The 16,803-nt window shown below is 43.1% G+C and carries 7 protein-coding genes; 6 read left to right on the forward strand and 1 reads right to left on the reverse strand.

Annotation, left to right across the window (positions count from 1 at the left end; genetic code table 11):
- Positions 1–199: 199 nt before the first annotated feature.
- On the reverse strand, positions 200–4,003 hold the full coding sequence (gene putA, locus N483_RS04810; protein WP_023398914.1) for a bifunctional proline dehydrogenase/L-glutamate gamma-semialdehyde dehydrogenase PutA: 3,804 nt from the start codon (positions 4,001–4,003) through the stop codon (positions 200–202).
- Positions 4,004–4,278: 275 nt separating this feature from the next.
- Here putA and N483_RS04815 point away from each other — a divergent pair, with 275 nt between their 5' ends.
- The 6 genes from N483_RS04815 to N483_RS04840 all read left to right on the forward strand — a co-directional run bounded on the left by N483_RS04815 (position 4,279) and on the right by N483_RS04840 (position 16,764).
- Entirely contained in the window at positions 4,279–4,767 is a 489-nt protein-coding gene (locus N483_RS04815; protein ID WP_023398915.1) for a winged helix-turn-helix transcriptional regulator, read from the forward strand.
- Between the two features lie 315 nt (positions 4,768–5,082).
- A complete protein-coding gene (locus tag N483_RS04820; protein ID WP_023398916.1) occupies positions 5,083–5,409 on the forward strand; it encodes a 2Fe-2S iron-sulfur cluster-binding protein in 327 nt (108 codons plus the stop codon).
- Positions 5,396–6,799, forward strand: a complete 1,404-nt coding sequence (locus N483_RS04825) for an NAD(P)/FAD-dependent oxidoreductase (RefSeq protein WP_023398917.1) — start codon at positions 5,396–5,398, stop codon at positions 6,797–6,799. Before N483_RS04820 ends, N483_RS04825 begins: the two co-directional genes overlap by 14 nt.
- Positions 6,786–8,003 carry an NAD(P)/FAD-dependent oxidoreductase gene (locus N483_RS04830; RefSeq protein ID WP_023398918.1) on the forward strand — a complete coding sequence of 406 codons (1,218 nt, stop codon included), beginning with the start codon at positions 6,786–6,788 and terminating at the stop codon, positions 8,001–8,003. The genes N483_RS04825 and N483_RS04830 overlap by 14 nt, the downstream gene beginning before the upstream one ends.
- A gap of 184 nt (positions 8,004–8,187) precedes the next feature.
- The gene (locus tag N483_RS04835; protein WP_023398919.1) at positions 8,188–11,421 is read left to right on the forward strand and encodes a S41 family peptidase; all 3,234 of its coding nucleotides are present in this window, start codon (positions 8,188–8,190) and stop codon (positions 11,419–11,421) included.
- Between the two features lie 375 nt (positions 11,422–11,796).
- On the forward strand, positions 11,797–16,764 hold the full coding sequence (locus N483_RS04840; RefSeq protein ID WP_023398920.1) for a fibronectin type III domain-containing protein: 4,968 nt from the start codon (positions 11,797–11,799) through the stop codon (positions 16,762–16,764).
- Positions 16,765–16,803 lie beyond the last annotated feature (39 nt).

The following is a 16,803-nucleotide window of genomic DNA, read 5'->3' on the forward strand; positions in this document are numbered from 1 at the left end:
GAAAAATTGAAATAGTTTTGCTGCAAATCAAAATGAAAGTTTGTAATTTGTGTTTTACAAAAGTTAACTCACTTTACATCAGTGATGTTAACTTGTTGATTTTATGTATGGTAAATAATGAGCTGGCAGGCTGAATTTTATCCAGAAACAAAAAAGCCAGCTTGTGCTGGCTTTTTAAAGAGGTTACTGAATGCCAAAGTTAGGCATCGTCTTCAACCAATGTCATCAGTGATGTGTTACCACCTGATGCGGTAGTGTCGATACTGATGGTTTTTTCAGTAACGAGACGTCCTAGTAGCGTGTCGTAGTACTCTGCACTGATCACAGGCAAGATGGCACCACTGCGGGCTGCAAGTTGGGTGCTGACATAGCCTTTGCGCTCACAACCATTGCCAACGACTGCGCCAGCTAGGTGCTCATGGGCCAGGATTGCTGGTAGCTGGTTTAGCTTAGCAACCTGAAGTACGCCCTCAGCAATGCCACTGCTTAGTAGCTTGTCTCTAAACGCGATCGCTTCTTCATGGAATAAGTCAGAAACGACAGTGATAACAGTGTTACCTGATGCTAATGCAGTGATCACAGAAAGCACCCAGAAGTTGAAAGAGGTGTCTTTATCTGCATAACAAACCACACAGCCGCGCGATTCGTAGCGTAATGTATTTGATTCACCTGTTGGGCCTGGTAATTCAATTACGGTATCTAGACGCTTTTCAACACGGATAAGCTGCTCACGCGCATCAGCCAGTGTCTTATTCAAATCATCGGCAAGGTTATCTAAGATCTCAACGTTAGCAAGTTTAGCCAGTAGCTGACGCACCGCTGATACACGGTTGTTCAGTGGCATTGCACGCCAAGCCTTCTCATCACGTTTTGATAGCGACATCATGCGTGATACTTGCTCTTGCGCACCTTGGTAAGCCGTGATCTCTTCGTTATCTATTTTAAGGTTAGTCGCCTGAATGTTTTGCTCTGCTTGGTTTTCTTTTACCAAACGGGCAATGTAGTTTGGACCACCTGCTTTTGGACCAGTACCAGAAAGGCCACGACCACCAAATGGTTGTACTCCAACTACAGCACCAATCATATTGCGGTTTACGTAGATGTTACCCGCACGAGATAGCTTAGCGAGGTATTGTGCACGCTCTTCGATACGTGTATGGATACCCATTGTAAGACCAAAGCCTGTGCTGTTTACTTGATCGATCACATTATCGATATCACTGCCCTTAAAGCGGATCACGTGAACACATGGACCGAATACTTCTTTTTTCAGCACTGAAAGGTCACTGATCTCATATAAGCGTGGTGCAAAGAAGAAGTGACCGTTATCACCCATATCAGGTAGTGAACACTCATAATGTAGTGTTGCATTACCTTTTAGGTATTCAACGTGTTCATTTAGTGCATTCAAGGCCTTCTGGTCAATCACTGGACCCACATCAGTAGACAGATGTGCAGGATCGCCAATGTGCAATTCTTGCATTGCGCCTTTGATCATGTTGATCACTTTGTCTGCGATCTCTTCTTGTACAAAGAGTACACGAAGTGCAGAACAGCGCTGGCCAGCGCTTTGGAAACCTGAAGAGATAACGTCATCAACAACCTGCTCAGGCAGTGCCGTTGAGTCAACGATCATACAGTTTTGACCACCTGTCTCTGCGATCAGCGGCACTTGAACGCCACCGCGCTCAGCCAATGTTTGTGAAATACGTGTGCCCGTTTCAGTAGAGCCAGTGAACATCACCGTTTGGACACGTGTATCAGGCACGATATGCTTACCAACTTCACTACCGCGAGCGATAACAGGCTGTACGATACCTTTTGGTAAACCGACTTCTTCCATTAGCTCAATGGTACGAAGCGCAACTAGTGATGTTTGCTCTGCAGGTTTTGCGATAACTGTATTACCAGTAACGATAGCTGCAGCAACCTGTCCAAGGAAGATTGCCAGTGGGAAGTTCCAAGGGCTGATACATAAGATCACACCGCGTGGGCTAAAGCGCTCATCCAGTGCAAGTTCTTCTGCTTTTGCTGCGTAGTAGCGGCAAAAATCAACGGCTTCGCGTACTTCATCGATGCCATCTTGGGTGATTTTACCCGCTTCTTTGATACACATCGCGATAAGTTCATCACGATGACGCTCAAGTGCATCACCTGTGCGTCGCAGAATTTCTGCACGTTCGCTTACTGGCGTCTGTGACCAAGTTGCAAAAGCGGCTTCTGCGCTAGCAACAAGCTGTTGCATTTCTTGTGCATCTTGGTGGCGGATAGAGCCAACAACTTCGCTGTGGTTTGCTGGGTTCAATACTGCTTCGTGACCTTCAGGCACATCCGCTGCAGTGATCAGGTTATCATCAACCCACTTTTGTAAGTTGTCACGCATTGGCGTGATGTGATTGATGTTGGTTAAATCTAACCCTTTAGAGTTATTACGCTCTTCGCCGTATAGGTCGATAGGCAATGTGATCTGCATGTTGCGCTTGTGTTTAACTCGTTGGATCTTTTCTACTGGATCTTCAAGTAATGATTCAACAGGTATTGATTCATCAACAATTGCATTTACGAATGACGAGTTAGCGCCATTTTCAAGGAGACGACGAACAAGGTAAGCAAGTAGGTCTTCGTGCTGACCAACAGGTGCGTAAACACGACACTGTACTTTGTCTTCTGTTACTACTTGGTTGTACAGTGAGTCACCCATGCCGTGTAGACACTGGAACTCGAAGTTATTGAATTCACCATTGGCAAGTTCAAGGATAGTTGCAGCAGAGTATGCGTTATGCGTTGCAAACTGAGGGAAAATCACTTCACGTGCGTTCATGAGTTTGATAGCACATGCTTTATAAGAGACGTCAGTCGTTGCTTTACGGGTGAAAACAGGGAAGTCTTCAAGACCATCAGTTTGCGTCAGTTTAACTTCAGTATCCCAGTAAGCACCTTTTACAAGACGAACCATCATCTTGCGACCAACGCGACGACATAACGCCTCTAACCAATCGATAACCCAAATAGCGCGTTTTTGGTATGCTTGCACTGCAAGGCCAAAGCCGTTCCAATTACCCAGTGCGTCATCTGAGAACACCGCTTTGATGATATCTAAAGAGATATCCAAACGATCAGCTTCTTCGGCATCCACAGTGAAGTTGATGTCATACTGTTTTGCTGCAAGTGCTAATTCTTTAAGTTTAGGCACAAGCTCTTCAATAACACGATCACGGTGCGTAAATTCATAACGTGGGTGGATAGCTGATAGTTTTACAGAGATACCTGGGCTCTTAATTGGACCACGACCGTTTGCCGCTTTACCAATGACATGAATAGCAGTCATATAGCTGTTGAAGTAACGCTCTGCATCAGCCATAGTACGTGCGCCTTCACCTAGCATATCGTATGAGTATGCGTAGCCTGTGGCTTCTTTTTCTTTTGCGCGTTCAAGTGCGGCTTCAATCGTGGTGCCCATAACAAATTGTTGGCCCATGATCTTCATTGCATACTGCACTGATTTACGAATAGCTGGTTCACCAATACGACCCATGGTGCGCTTTAGTAAACCAAATTGTTCTTCTTTATTTTTGTCCGCGTAGTTAACCATTTTACCAGTTAACAATAGGCCCCAACTTGATGCATTTACAAATAGTGAATCGCTATTGCCTAAGTGTGCGCTCCAGTCCCCTTTGCTCAACTTATCGCGAATTAACATATCTTGTGTTTGTGCATCAGGCACACGTAAAAGTGCTTCTGCTAAACACATCAGTACAACACCTTCTTCAGAAGATAGAGAGTACTCTTCTAGTAGTGCGTCTACACCGCCTTGACCGTGCTGGTCTTTACGGATATTTAATACCATCTGACGAGCACGTTCCCATGCGCGAGTACGGGCAGAAACACCGACCTCTGCCAATGGTAAAATGTGATCGATAACAGTTTCTTCATCAATGCGGTAGAAGTCACGGATCTTTTGACGGATCGGACACTGGGTTGTTAAGTCGCCTTGAAATAGCATAGGTTAAACCCTCTATTGAAAACCTAAATACTACAGAAAGCAGAGCCAAGGGCTGCGATTGCTTTCTTGCCTCATTATATAGAATGAGCGCTGCGTAATTTTGTGGTGGTTAAATTTTAGCCCCTTTGCTAGCAGAAACAAACTTCATGTAAAAAGGGACATCCATAATAATTTCCGAGCATTGTATAGAAAGTGCAGCAGAATGTGCTGTCTTATTTTTATGAATTACGGTAAATTCGTGTTTTATTAGACCTTATCTCAGCATTTTATACTGTATGACGACTTCAATAAAAACCCGCGTTTTAGATCGTATCGACCAAGCCATTTTGGATGAATTGCAAAAAAATGGCCGAATTTCAAATGTTAACCTAGCAAAAGCGGTTAATTTAAGCCCCAGTCCTTGCCTTGATCGCGTAAAAAAATTGGAATCTGAAGGGTATATTGAGGGATATACTGCGAGACTAAATGCACAAAAGCTTGGACAACAGCTCGTTGCACATGTCGAAATTACATTGAAAAGCTCGACCGAGTCAGTATTTGAAACATTCAAGCAGCATGTTGTAGAAATACCTCATGTTGTGGCATGCGATATGGTGGCTGGTGGGTTTGATTATTTATTGAAAATCCGAGTGTCGGATATGCGACAGTATCGAGAAGTGCTTGGACAAATTGTGGAAATTCCAGGTGTTGGTACAAATCACACTTATATGGTGATAGAACACGTTAAGGAAGATAGTGGCGTCACAATATTACCAAAAGGTTAATTCTAATCTTTTAAATCGGCTTGGTTTAGCTAGGGGGCGCTCTGAAGTTGGGTTCTAAAAAATTTAGTGATAGAAGGCTGATTTATTTTTTTATACTTGCTTTAAGTTACTAATATAATGAAAAAATACTAACTATTTTAAATCTTTAGGATCACGTTTTTTTGGAAAAATATATTACATGACATTACAAATAGGCCCTATTTATCGCTTTCTTAATTTAGATCAACAAATATTTAACTGTTGTAAAAAATAGGTTTTTATTGGCAGTTTTTTACCCTAGGCTGAATTGACATTTGGCAATGCAAGGTAAAAAAGATGACATCAGCGACGCGTACAAAGGATATTACGCCCTTAGACTCAATTACATTTAAAGTTTTCATAGATGAGCAGCCAATAACTGCGTGTGAAGGTGAAACTGTCTTATCGGTGTTACAAGCCGCGGATATGAAGCGTATTTGTGAGAATGATCGCAAAGTGGTATCAGGAGCATATTGTGCTATGGGAGTGTGCCACTGCTGCCATATTAAGGTTAACAAGCGCTACAAACAGAGAGCTTGTCAAACACTTGTCGAACCAAATATGCAAGTCGAGACATTGAGCAATCGCTTTAAAGATAAGGGGTTAAACCATGGAAAAGCCTAACCCTGTTGTCATTGTTGGTGGCGGACCATCCGGTACTGCCGCGGCAGCTCTGCTCGGAAAATATCGGATCCCATCAATCATAATTGATGAAGCGCCTAAGATTGGTGGCGTAATATATCGAGGGCCATTGCGTAACACAGCCACTTTGCCCCACTTAGATGATAATTTGCAGCGTGCGATGAGTGCGCTGCGTCGACGTTACGAAAATTATAAGTCATTCATCGAATTAAAATTACAAACTCGGGTTTTAGGACCGGAGGGACAGCAATCATTATTGTTAAATGAAAGTGGTGGACTGACAACACAAAAGTACGATGAACTCATTTTAGCGACGGGGTGCCATGAGCGCAGTGTTCCTTTTCCTGGCTGGCAGTTACCAGGGGTTATGCTACTTGGAGGTGTTCAATTACAGATTAAAAGTGGGCTGGTAAAACCGGGCACAAAAATGGTGTTAGTAGGTACTGGACCACTGTTGCCACTTGTTGCTTGTCAATTACACAAAGCCGGTGTCAATGTCATTGGTGTATACGAAGCAAGTGCATTTAATAAACTGGCTAAAGAAGCCGTCGCTTTGTTGAACAAGCCAAAACTAACGCTGAGTGGCCTCAGTATGATGAGTTATCTAAAAAAACATCAAATACCTTTTCACTATGGCTATGGCGTCGTCAATGCACAGGGAGATGAGCACTTAGAACGTGTCACAGTTGCTCCTTATGATCAATATTGGCGAGCAGACCTTAGCCAGGCAAAATCAATAGATGTTGATGCTATTGGCGTTGGTTATGGGTTTGTTGCACGTACTCAGCTTGCTATGTTGTTGGGACTAGAACATACATATACGAAAGTAAGCGGCTACATTCCTACGCTTAGCAGTGAGTTCGAAAGCAACCAAAAAAAGACGTATGTTGTAGGAGATAGTACGGGGTTGCTGGGCGCTGATGCAGCAATTTGTGAAGGCCAAATTGCGGCATTGAACATCGTAAAGCAGCGGGGCGTATTAAGTGCTACTGAGGCGAAAAATGAACAACAAAAAATCGCGCGTAAACATGCCCGGATAAAGCGTTTTAGATTTGGCTTTGATCGTTTTAGTGAGCGTCAATCTGGTTTGCTTGAGTTAGCGCAAGATGACACTGTGGTCTGCCGCTGCGAGCAAGCGACAAAGAGGCAACTTAAGCAAGCGATTTCAGAGGGCGTAAAAGATCTGACAACGCTGAAAATGCGCACTCGAATAGGCATGGGTGATTGCCAAGGCAAAACATGTAGCAGCTTTGCCCTTGATTTACTACACCAAGCGGGTCATGACAAAGATACCGGCGTGATAAAGCCACGCTTTCCGCTCGACCCTATCCCTTTTACTTTTATGGAAGAATCATTAAATGAACAAGTATGATGTCATTATTGCAGGTGGTGGAGCTGTTGGGGCTGCATGTGCTTATTTTTTGAGTCGTGATACGAATTTAAAAATAGCCTTAGTTGATATAAAAAAAGCAGGTAATGCGTCGCGCGCTTCGGCCGGTGGTTTGTGGGCTATTGGTGAGTCAGTTGGATTAGGGTGCGGTGTTATATTTTTTAAGACGTTATCTAAATTACACAGTGAAGCGCAGGGAGAGGAGATCCCAACTATGCGCCCACACCAATTACCGGACTGCTTTTTTGAATTTGCACTCAAATCCAATGCTATGTATCCCGAGTTATATGAAGAGTTACGCAATAAACACAATGTTGATTTTAAGTTTGAGCGTACGGGCCTTAAATTTATTATGTATAACCGTGAAGATGAGCTGTACGCCGATCAAATCGTCAGTGGTATTCCTCACTTACGCGATCAGATCCGTTGGCTTGATGCGAAGCAACTTAAAGAAGAAGAGCCTTTTGTGACTCCCGACGCCATTGGTGCAATTGACTTCGTTTGCGATCACCAAGTAAATCCTTATCGTTTAGTTGAGTCGTATACTGAAGCCGCCAGACAAAATGGTGTAGAGCTTTTTTTAAATACTGAAATTCAACAGGTGCTCAGAGAAGGCAAGCGTGTCGTCGGTATTCAGACTGCTTCAGGTGAACTGCATTGCGACACCTTGGTAAATGCAACAGGTGCTTGGGCAAATTCGCTATTTAAACAAGCGACAGGGCGTGATATGCCAGTTTATCCCGTCAAAGGGCAAATCGTATTATCTGAACGCATGCCTAAAATCATGAATGGCTGTATCAGTACCAGTGATTGTTATATTGCGCAAAAAGATAATGGAGAGATACTCATAGGCTCCTCTACTGAGGAAAAGGGCTTTGATACCACTAATAGCTTGGACAAAATACAGGAGTTGTCGAGAGGGGCGATGAAGTGCTTACCCATTTTAAACGAGTCAAATATCAAACGTTGTTGGGCTGGCCTTAGACCGGGTACGCCGGATGAGTTGCCAATCTTAGGTAAGGTGCCGGGAGTAGAGGGGTATCTCAACGCTTGTGGTCACTTCAGAACCGGTATTTTAACTTCTGCGATTACTGGTAAATTGATCACAGAGTTAGTCACTGAGCAACCGACTTCCATCGATTTGACCCCTTTTAGTGTCGCCCGCTTTTTTGACAATCCAGCCTAATTCATCGCATCTCAAATACAGTTGGCTCGCAGTGGATACTGCGAGCCATATATTCACCAATTTACATTATGTGACAATTATTATGCTCTTATTGATGGGTATTTTTGTGCTTTTTGTCGCATCAACCTGACTTTATGAGTGAAATTGTTATCATGTAACAGTCAAATATATATACGAGATAATAATGAAAATTAAGCACTTGTTTGCAGCGATGGCTGCTGTGCTTGGGCCTCTTGCCAGCCCTATGGCGAGCGCCTACAGCACTGAAGATACCCGTTTATTACGCTTTCCTGATATTCACAAAGAGCACGTAACTTTTGTTTACTCTGGCGATATCTACGTGGCCAATACCAATACAGGTCAAAGCACGCGTTTGACGGATCATATTGGATTTGAAACTTTCCCTAAGTTTTCACCTGACGGCGAAAAAATTGCATTTGCCGCAGAGTACAATGGTAGCCGTCAGATATATGTGATTAACCGCGATGGTTCAGGCTTAAAACAGCTTACTTACTACAACGATGTTGGCCCGATGCCACCGCGTGGCGGTTTTGATTATCGTGTTTTAGACTGGACGCCAGATGGTAAACATATTGTGTTCCGCGCTAATCGCACACCATGGGGTAAACGTATGGGTCGCCCTTATATGGTACCAGTTGAAGGTGGTTTAGAGCAGCCGCTTGCGATCCCAGAAGGTGGCGGCGGCATGCTATCTGGTGACGGCAGCAAGTTTGTATACACGCCAATTGACCGTGAATTCCGTACTTGGAAGCGCTCGCGCGGCGGTCGTGCGCAAGATGTATGGGTATATGATTTAGAAAAAAATACTTCCAAGCAGCTGACAACACACCGAGCAACAGATCAGCAGCCAACTTGGGTAAACGACAGCATTTACTTTGTATCTGATAGAGATTACACGCTGAATCTTTACAAATATCGTGAAGGCAAAAAGCCTGTTAAAATGACTGATCACAAAGAGTTTGATGTCTTGTGGCCATCTGCTGGTCCAGACTCAATTGTGTATGAAAACGGTGGTTATTTATATCGCTTCAATGAAGCAAATAAAATGACAGAAAAGCTGACAATTAATGTTGGTGGCGTACGAAAATCAGCACTGCCTTACACTAAAAATGTCAGTAAATTCATCGACTCCATGGACGTTTCTCACGATGGTAAGCGCGCCGTATTTACCGCCCGTGGTGAGATTTTCTCTGTGCCTGTTAAAAATGGACCCACGCGTAATTTATCACACACGCCAGTGGGCCGTGAAATAGCTGCAACTTGGTCACCTAATGCCCGCTATATTGCTTATTTAAGCGATGTAACTGGTGAATATGAGATCTACCTGAAAGATCGCGCCAACAATAATGCGGTAAAACAACTGACAGACAACGGCACGATTTGGCGCTTTGATCCAATTTGGTCACCGGACAATAGCAAGCTTTTGTTTGCTGACAAAGACCATATTGTATGGTGGTTAGATGTCGAAAGTGGCAAATTACACCAAGTAGATAGGGGCCTTCACGACGATGATGGGATCACACAATATACCTGGTCGCCAAATAGTAAAGACATCGTTTTTGTTAAAAACAATGAAAACCGCTACTCATCACTTTGGCATTACAATGTGGATAGCAAAAAGCTAAACCGTTTAACGGATGAGATGACCTCAGAAGCTAACCCGACGTTCTCTGATGATGGTCAATATATTTATTTCACCTCTGAGCGTGATTATAACTTAGCATTTAGCTCATACGAATTTGCCTACTTGTTTAACCGCGCAACACGTATTTATTCGGTTGCGGTGAATGACAGCATTAAGCCAATTAATGCGCCGCAAAGCGACGAAACATCGATAGTGAGTGATGAAAAGTCGAGTAAGGACAAACCTGAATTAGATACTCATATTCAAGTTGATGGTTTTATGGCGCGGGTGGTTTCACTTCCAGCCCCAGCTGGTAACTACCGTGAACTGACGGGTGTTAAAGGCGGCGTACTTACGCTAAGTGGTGGCGCACTTAAGTTGGTCGAAAACAAAGCTGATGGCAAAGTCAGTACGGTTGCTAAAGGTGTCAGCGCGTATAAGGTCTCGGCAAATCGTGAGCATATCATTGCACGCGCGGGCACTAAGTATAGTGTGATCAAGCCAAAGGCTAAGCAGGATTTAAAAGCGAATCAGCTAGATCTTAGCAAGATGAATTTGAAGATCGATCCGCGTGTAGAGTGGTCGCAAATGTATACAGAAGGTTGGCGCACTCTACGTGACTGGTTCTACGACGAAAACCATCATGGACAAGATTGGGATGCACTGCTGAAGCGTTACCAGCCTATGGCCGACGCTGCAGCACATCGCACAGATATTGATTATGTACTGAGTGAAATTGCTGGTGAAATCAATGCTGGCCACATTTATGTTCAGTCTGGTGATGAGCCAAAAGGCGAGCGTAAAAAACATGGCCTACTTGGTGCTGAAGTGGCAAGCCACCGTTCAGGTTTCGTGACGATTAAGCACATCTTTAAAGGTGAAAACTGGCATGAAGATTTCCGTTCTCCATTAAACGAAACAGGTGTGCGCGCCAGCGAAGGTGATTTCATTTTGGCTGTGAATGGTCGAAATGTAAATGAAGTCAGCAACTTCTATGAGCTGTTGGAAAATACTCAGGGCGAACAAGTTGAACTTATCTTGAGTAAGTCAGCGAGCTTTGAAGATAGCTGGAAAATCACGGTTAAGCCTGTGAAGAGCGAAACCGGTTTACGTTATTTACAGTGGGTTGAATCACGTAAAGCCTATGTTGAGCAGTTATCAGGTGGTCGAATTGGGTATGTTCACTTGCCAAATACTGCCTACGAAGGTAACCGTTCGATGTTTAAGAACTTTATGCCACAAACAACGAAAGAAGCGATGATCATTGATGATCGTTACAACGGTGGTGGTTTTATTCCAGAACATGTGATCACTTGGCTAGCGCGAAAACCGCTTAACTATTGGAAACGTCGTGGTGTCACGCCAACAAAAACGCCACAATTTGCGCATGATGGACCAAAAGCCATGCTGATCAATGGCTATTCAAGTTCAGGTGGTGATGCAATTCCTTATTACTTCCGTCAAGCTGGATTGGGTAAGTTAATTGGTACACGTACATGGGGTGGCTTAATTGGTATCTCAGGTAATCCAAGACTTGTGGATGGTGGTCAAGTGATCGCTGCAACGTTCCGTATACTGGATAATGACGGTAACTGGATCATTGAAAATGAAGGGGTAGTCCCTGACATTGAAGTGATAGATCGTCCTGAACTTATCCAAGCAGGTCAAGATCCATCAGTTGAACGCGCAGTTAAAGAGCTACTAAAAGAACTTGAAGACAACCCTAAAAAGAAACTAACCGTGCCACCGGCACCAACAAAGTTTATAGACTAATTAAAAGTAAAGTTACTAAAAGGAGCTGAGAAGCTCCTTTTTTATTGTTCCTATTAAAATATTAATTTTGCATGTAATTATTGTTTTAATAACCTGTATTTTAATGTTGTTTTTCGTTTTTTTTCATGTGTTTTAAATGCACTGACTTTAATTTTTAAATGGTTGTTATTAGTTTTATTTACGTTTCAATTTATTTTATTTAGTTTTATTTAATTGTGGGATTTTCTGCTCAATTGTTTTGTCGTCCCTCTTTTTGGTATGCTATTTTTGTTAATGGTTAATCAGGTTTTTTACCTTTTTATTATGTAGTTATTAGTAATGAAAAGGTGGTTATACCAAAGCACTTTAATTGCGAAAAAAGGAGATGATATAGCAATGAAGTATAAATTAAATGGGCTATTATTGTTGGTGGGGGGCGTACTCTCACCTGATTTATTAGCATATTGTAAAAAAGAAAGGTACGAAGACACTGGGGTTAATTTATGGTCAGAAGACTGTACACTAACACCAGCCGACGTAAGCACTTTAAATACGTACTACGCAAAGGGTGCACAGATCCCTTATAAATGGACTGTTGCCCGATTACCGGAAAACACTAGTGAAGAACAAGCCGGTATTACCTATCACTATACACACAGGCCTTCAACCAAGTATCAGTTAACAATAAAGCACCCCGATGGAGATGTGCAAGCGCATGGAGCTCAAGAAAATCATAACTATGGTTCTTTGCCTACTATAAAAGAGCGCACTTTTACAGCTGCAACACCAGGTACATATACTTTTTGTTTAGAGCGCACAGGCAAGGTTGGTTGGGAAAGTGGTGCATCAAACACCAAATTCAAAGATAAAACACTCTCATCATATTGTCAGACTACCCATGTGCTTGGTGGTGGAACAGGAACTCTATCAACTACAAAAACATACAAGGGAAATGTCGACGTAAATTGGCGCACGTCTGGCAGCACAATAGATTTTGAAGGCGCCACCGATATAAAAATACAGAAGAAGCTTGGTAGTAACGCATGGGTAGATGCAGGGTCAACTGATATTTCAAATGGTTCTCATACAATTAGCCTGACATCGGCTGGCTCGTACAGTATTCGACTAAAAGGCTGCCGCTCAGATAGAGGTGTAGAGTCATGTAGCCCTTATTCAACAGTATCAGGTACGGTACAGTATTTAGCGCCGGGTATGCCTTCTAATATATCAGCATCAGGGCTCATTAATGGCATATTACCTACTGGTAATACTAGGCTGAGTTGGAGTCGTGTGTCTGCAGCTGCAAATTCAGTTGGTTTTGATGTTTACTACCAACTAAGTGGATCGGATAAAAAATACACTGCTACCACATTGGATGTCAGCGGTTTACAAGATGCACAAAATTATAGCTATAAAGTACGAGCTTGTAATATAGACGGGCTTTGCTCTGGATATAATTCTGCGGTGAGTTTTAAGGTTGAATTACCGCCAAATAGTGTGTCGTTAGGCCTCCAGAACAAAGAGCTCCTAGTGCCCATAAAGTCATCTGGGATCACTATGTTTATACCTGTGGTTAAAAGTTACCCAATATACAATGGCGCAGCAGTGGTCACAGATAACTCTATCACGCTGGAGTGGAACAATGCAGGAGAAGGGGTCACTTATCAGTTTGTCTACATAAAAGACGGTGTGGAATCTTCCATAGTTACTGTTAATGGTACAACTAAAGTGGTAGCGCTTACTCAGGATGGCGACTATACCTTTAAAGTACGCGCATGTCGCACATCCTGCGGTGCGTGGCAAGAAGTTAACATCATCACGAAAGTAGAGAAACCAACTAAGCCAAAAACACCGGTTATCTTAGCTCCAAGTACAGTATTTGAACCATTTAAGGTAACTTGGCCTAAAGTTAGTTCAGTAGCTGGCTACATGTTGTCAATCAATAATACATCCATTGATTTTGTGTGTAGTGAAGCAAAATCAGAATGTAGTTGGTCATCAGATGAAAGCTTACCGTTGGGCGACCACTGGTTTAGGCTACACGCTTACAACGAAAAAAATGGTCATACAGCGCTATCTGACATGGTTGCGGTCAAAGTAACCAATAAACGCGACGAGACATACTTGCTTCGTAAACGTTTATATTGGGAAGAAGCTGATCAGCAAGAAAACCCTGCTGCTGGAATGTATGACAGAGAGTTAGCTGCATTTAGATATCAGACAAAATTGTTTGAACGTGACACTCAAACTAAACAGTTGGTTAACAGCGCGATTAACGGCAAGGATACCGTGAGTTTTACGAATTTGTGGGGTAATGCAGAGCGCACTCGAGCTGATGATGTTAAAGCTGAATTAGAATACATGAAAGGGTTACCTCAATTTGTCAATGACGAAGTTGTTAATCTACTTTGGCTCGATGTGATCCATGATACAGCTGAAGCGGACCTTATCTTATCAAACCAATATTTGGATTATGCGAGAGGTGCAAATTTAGCTTTCTCGAATGCAATAGACGTCGAAAGGGAGCTAGCCAATGCCGAGAGTGCAGTAGATAGCGCATTTACGCGTTATCGTAGCTTGCTTGCTGGTAGCGGATCTGACTATGCACAAAGGCTACTAGCTTATTCTGCCAATAGAGGTAAACGTTCCCCTCGTTATTGGGATGGCAGTTTGGCTAGACCAGTATATAGCGAAGGTGAAATTCGTGAAGTGAAGCGTCGATTGGCAAATGGGGAGTTAAGTACAGTTCCTGAAACCTTATTATTTAGTGGCTATAAAGATGTCGTTATGGTGTATAACGTAATGGCACAGAAACTTGATACTTTCTATCAACATACTCGGTCGCGCATGATCTCTGGCCATTTGGGCGAGGCTTACTACGCGGAATACGTACATGAGCTCAATACCCTTCGCAGCGACGTACAAGTTATCGATAACACACTTAAAGCGTTATTTGGTGACGTCATCACCAGTGGCTCTGATATAGATGAACTGCCCATCGCGCACGGAAAGTTTGTATCGGCTAATACGCGCTTAGATAACCTGCTCTCTTGGCTCAAAGGTGAGACTAACTTGATGGGCTTGCCATTTGGTGCATTCCCTGTGTTACACAACCACAATGAGAAGTCGACATTTGATTATTTAAGCAAGGGGTTGGTGCCTGATTTAGTTACGCGAGCTGAAACTGCATATACTACGGCTCACAACAGTTACGATGCGTTTAATCACAACCTATCGACAATCGCAACAACTTATGACGACAAGTTTGATCAATACAACCACCAGTTGAAGCAGCTATTAGGCTGGGAGCTACGTTCGCAAAATTGTATTATTGACGGAGAAAGGTGCTTTGTTGAAAACAAGCCGACAGAGGGTAGTCAATTGTCTTGGCAGCAGCAAAATATTGATGCAGCTAGTTTAAACTTGGATCGCGCCATTTCTCAGTTACGTCAAAGAGTTGGTTCTTGTGAATTGACGAATGGCGCAACTGGGCGGATTACTTACGATTCTCCACAGAATGAAATACTCAATGAGGAAACATGTGCCGCTATTGCAGCGCAAAAGTCGACAGAAGATGGCGTACCTTATACCCATATATTTCAAAAAGGTACAATTCATCTGGAGCTTGAAAGTATCCTTGCACAAAAAGAAGGTGTTCACGAAGTGTCGAGTATTTTACTCCACTATGGAGAAGAGCATGCTTCAATCCAACAGCAGCTGGCTAAAATCAGGGCAGAAGCTGAGCGTTCAAGACATAAAGTATCTATGTTTAAAGCAATTAGCAGTATAGGCACCTCTTTCTTGGGAGGGGCACAAGGATATGCTTCAGCAATTGAAGGTGTGACCAATGCAGTTGGTGAAATGGTTTCTCATAGAGCCAATATGCGCTACATCAAGAAAGAAGGCGAGCTGTTAGCGCAAAGTGCACGTTTAAGTGCTGAAGAGCGTGTTAAAATTAATGACACTACTTTAGCATTGTTAGATGCTGAGCAGTCAAGGCGTATTGAAACCTTATGGCTTGATATGAAAACACTGGAGCTGAACGTAGCACAAGCTGAATTAAGCCTTGAGCATGAAACGGAAAGATTCATTGGTACATACAGACAAGCGGCATGGTTGATCTCGCAAATGCAGCAACTGCAAAGTAGTCTGTCTGGACGATATGGGGCTGATCCTATTCACGCTAAGCGTTTGTCCAAAGCGATGCTAGAAATGGAAAATACATTTACGCATGCTCAAGAGTGGGTGTTCTACACGGCACTGGCATACAATAATAAGTGGAATCGCTCTGTAACCGCTGAGATGATTGATAATCAATCTTTTTCTGGTACTGCTTCGACACCGCGTCCGAAATATACCGAAAGAGAAATTCAAGTGATGCGGGCTCAGCATGCCTCAGATCTATCAACGGCATTTTACAGGCTAATTTCTGATGACCACAACGAGAATAATCAGGCGCTTGTGTCATCTAAGAGTTACTACTCAATGAAAAGGCATGGTTTTGGCTACGGCGAGCAGAGAAATGATGTTATTGATTCTACACCCGGCATAGACTGTGCACCTTGTACTTCAGAGGAGGCATTTGAGAGGCGATTAGCCAAGAGTGCTATCCAAGTTGGAGGGGAGCCTGGTGGTAACTCTGGTAACCGCACTGAAGCACTCAAAATAGGTTTTAGCACAGCGAAAACTTTCGATGCGGCATTTGCTGCTCCTCAGTTTATTTTCAACCCGCTACCGCCTGGATTTGAGTGGTATAACTGTCCTGCAAACGGCGGAAATCACCTGAATAAAATTCAGTCGATATCGGTCAATGTTATCACTTATTCAGCGCGTTTCTATGGCACGCTTAATTATACACTGTCGATGGGTGGGCAATCTGTCCGCAGAACGCCGCACCTAGGCACATATGTATTCGAAAAAGGGCTATTAAGATTACAAAATGAGTTTGAGTATCTACCAATACACGGATGGGATATTGGTAGTAATGGCAAGTTAAAAGTTGATGGAAACAAAATCTTTGGTCAGGCTCAGGCATCGATAGACGCTGAAAGACACGAAGTTAAGCCGTTGATCAATAGCTTTAATGAGCAAAATATAGCGGCGACGGCATGGGTCTTGACGCTTGACCTTGCTAATTCGGGTATAACAATTTCAGACATTTATGATATTGAACTTGAATTTAATCATACTCACACGCCGAGATCCTTCCCAACAACGTGTTCAGATCTATTGCCTTCTACGTTTGGAACTACAGAGGTAATGGGCAGGGTGATGCATAGTTCGTTACTTGGAAATGCTTCCGATGAAGGTATCTGGATTGAGACCAACAAAGGTCCCTATCAGGTAAAATCTAGCGAGCTCTAATCTCACTTCGAAATTCAATGGCTGTATTTTATGCGGCCA

It is taken from the genome of Pseudoalteromonas luteoviolacea NCIMB 1944, from assembly GCF_001625565.1.
Classification (GTDB): domain Bacteria; phylum Pseudomonadota; class Gammaproteobacteria; order Enterobacterales; family Alteromonadaceae; genus Pseudoalteromonas; species Pseudoalteromonas luteoviolacea_F.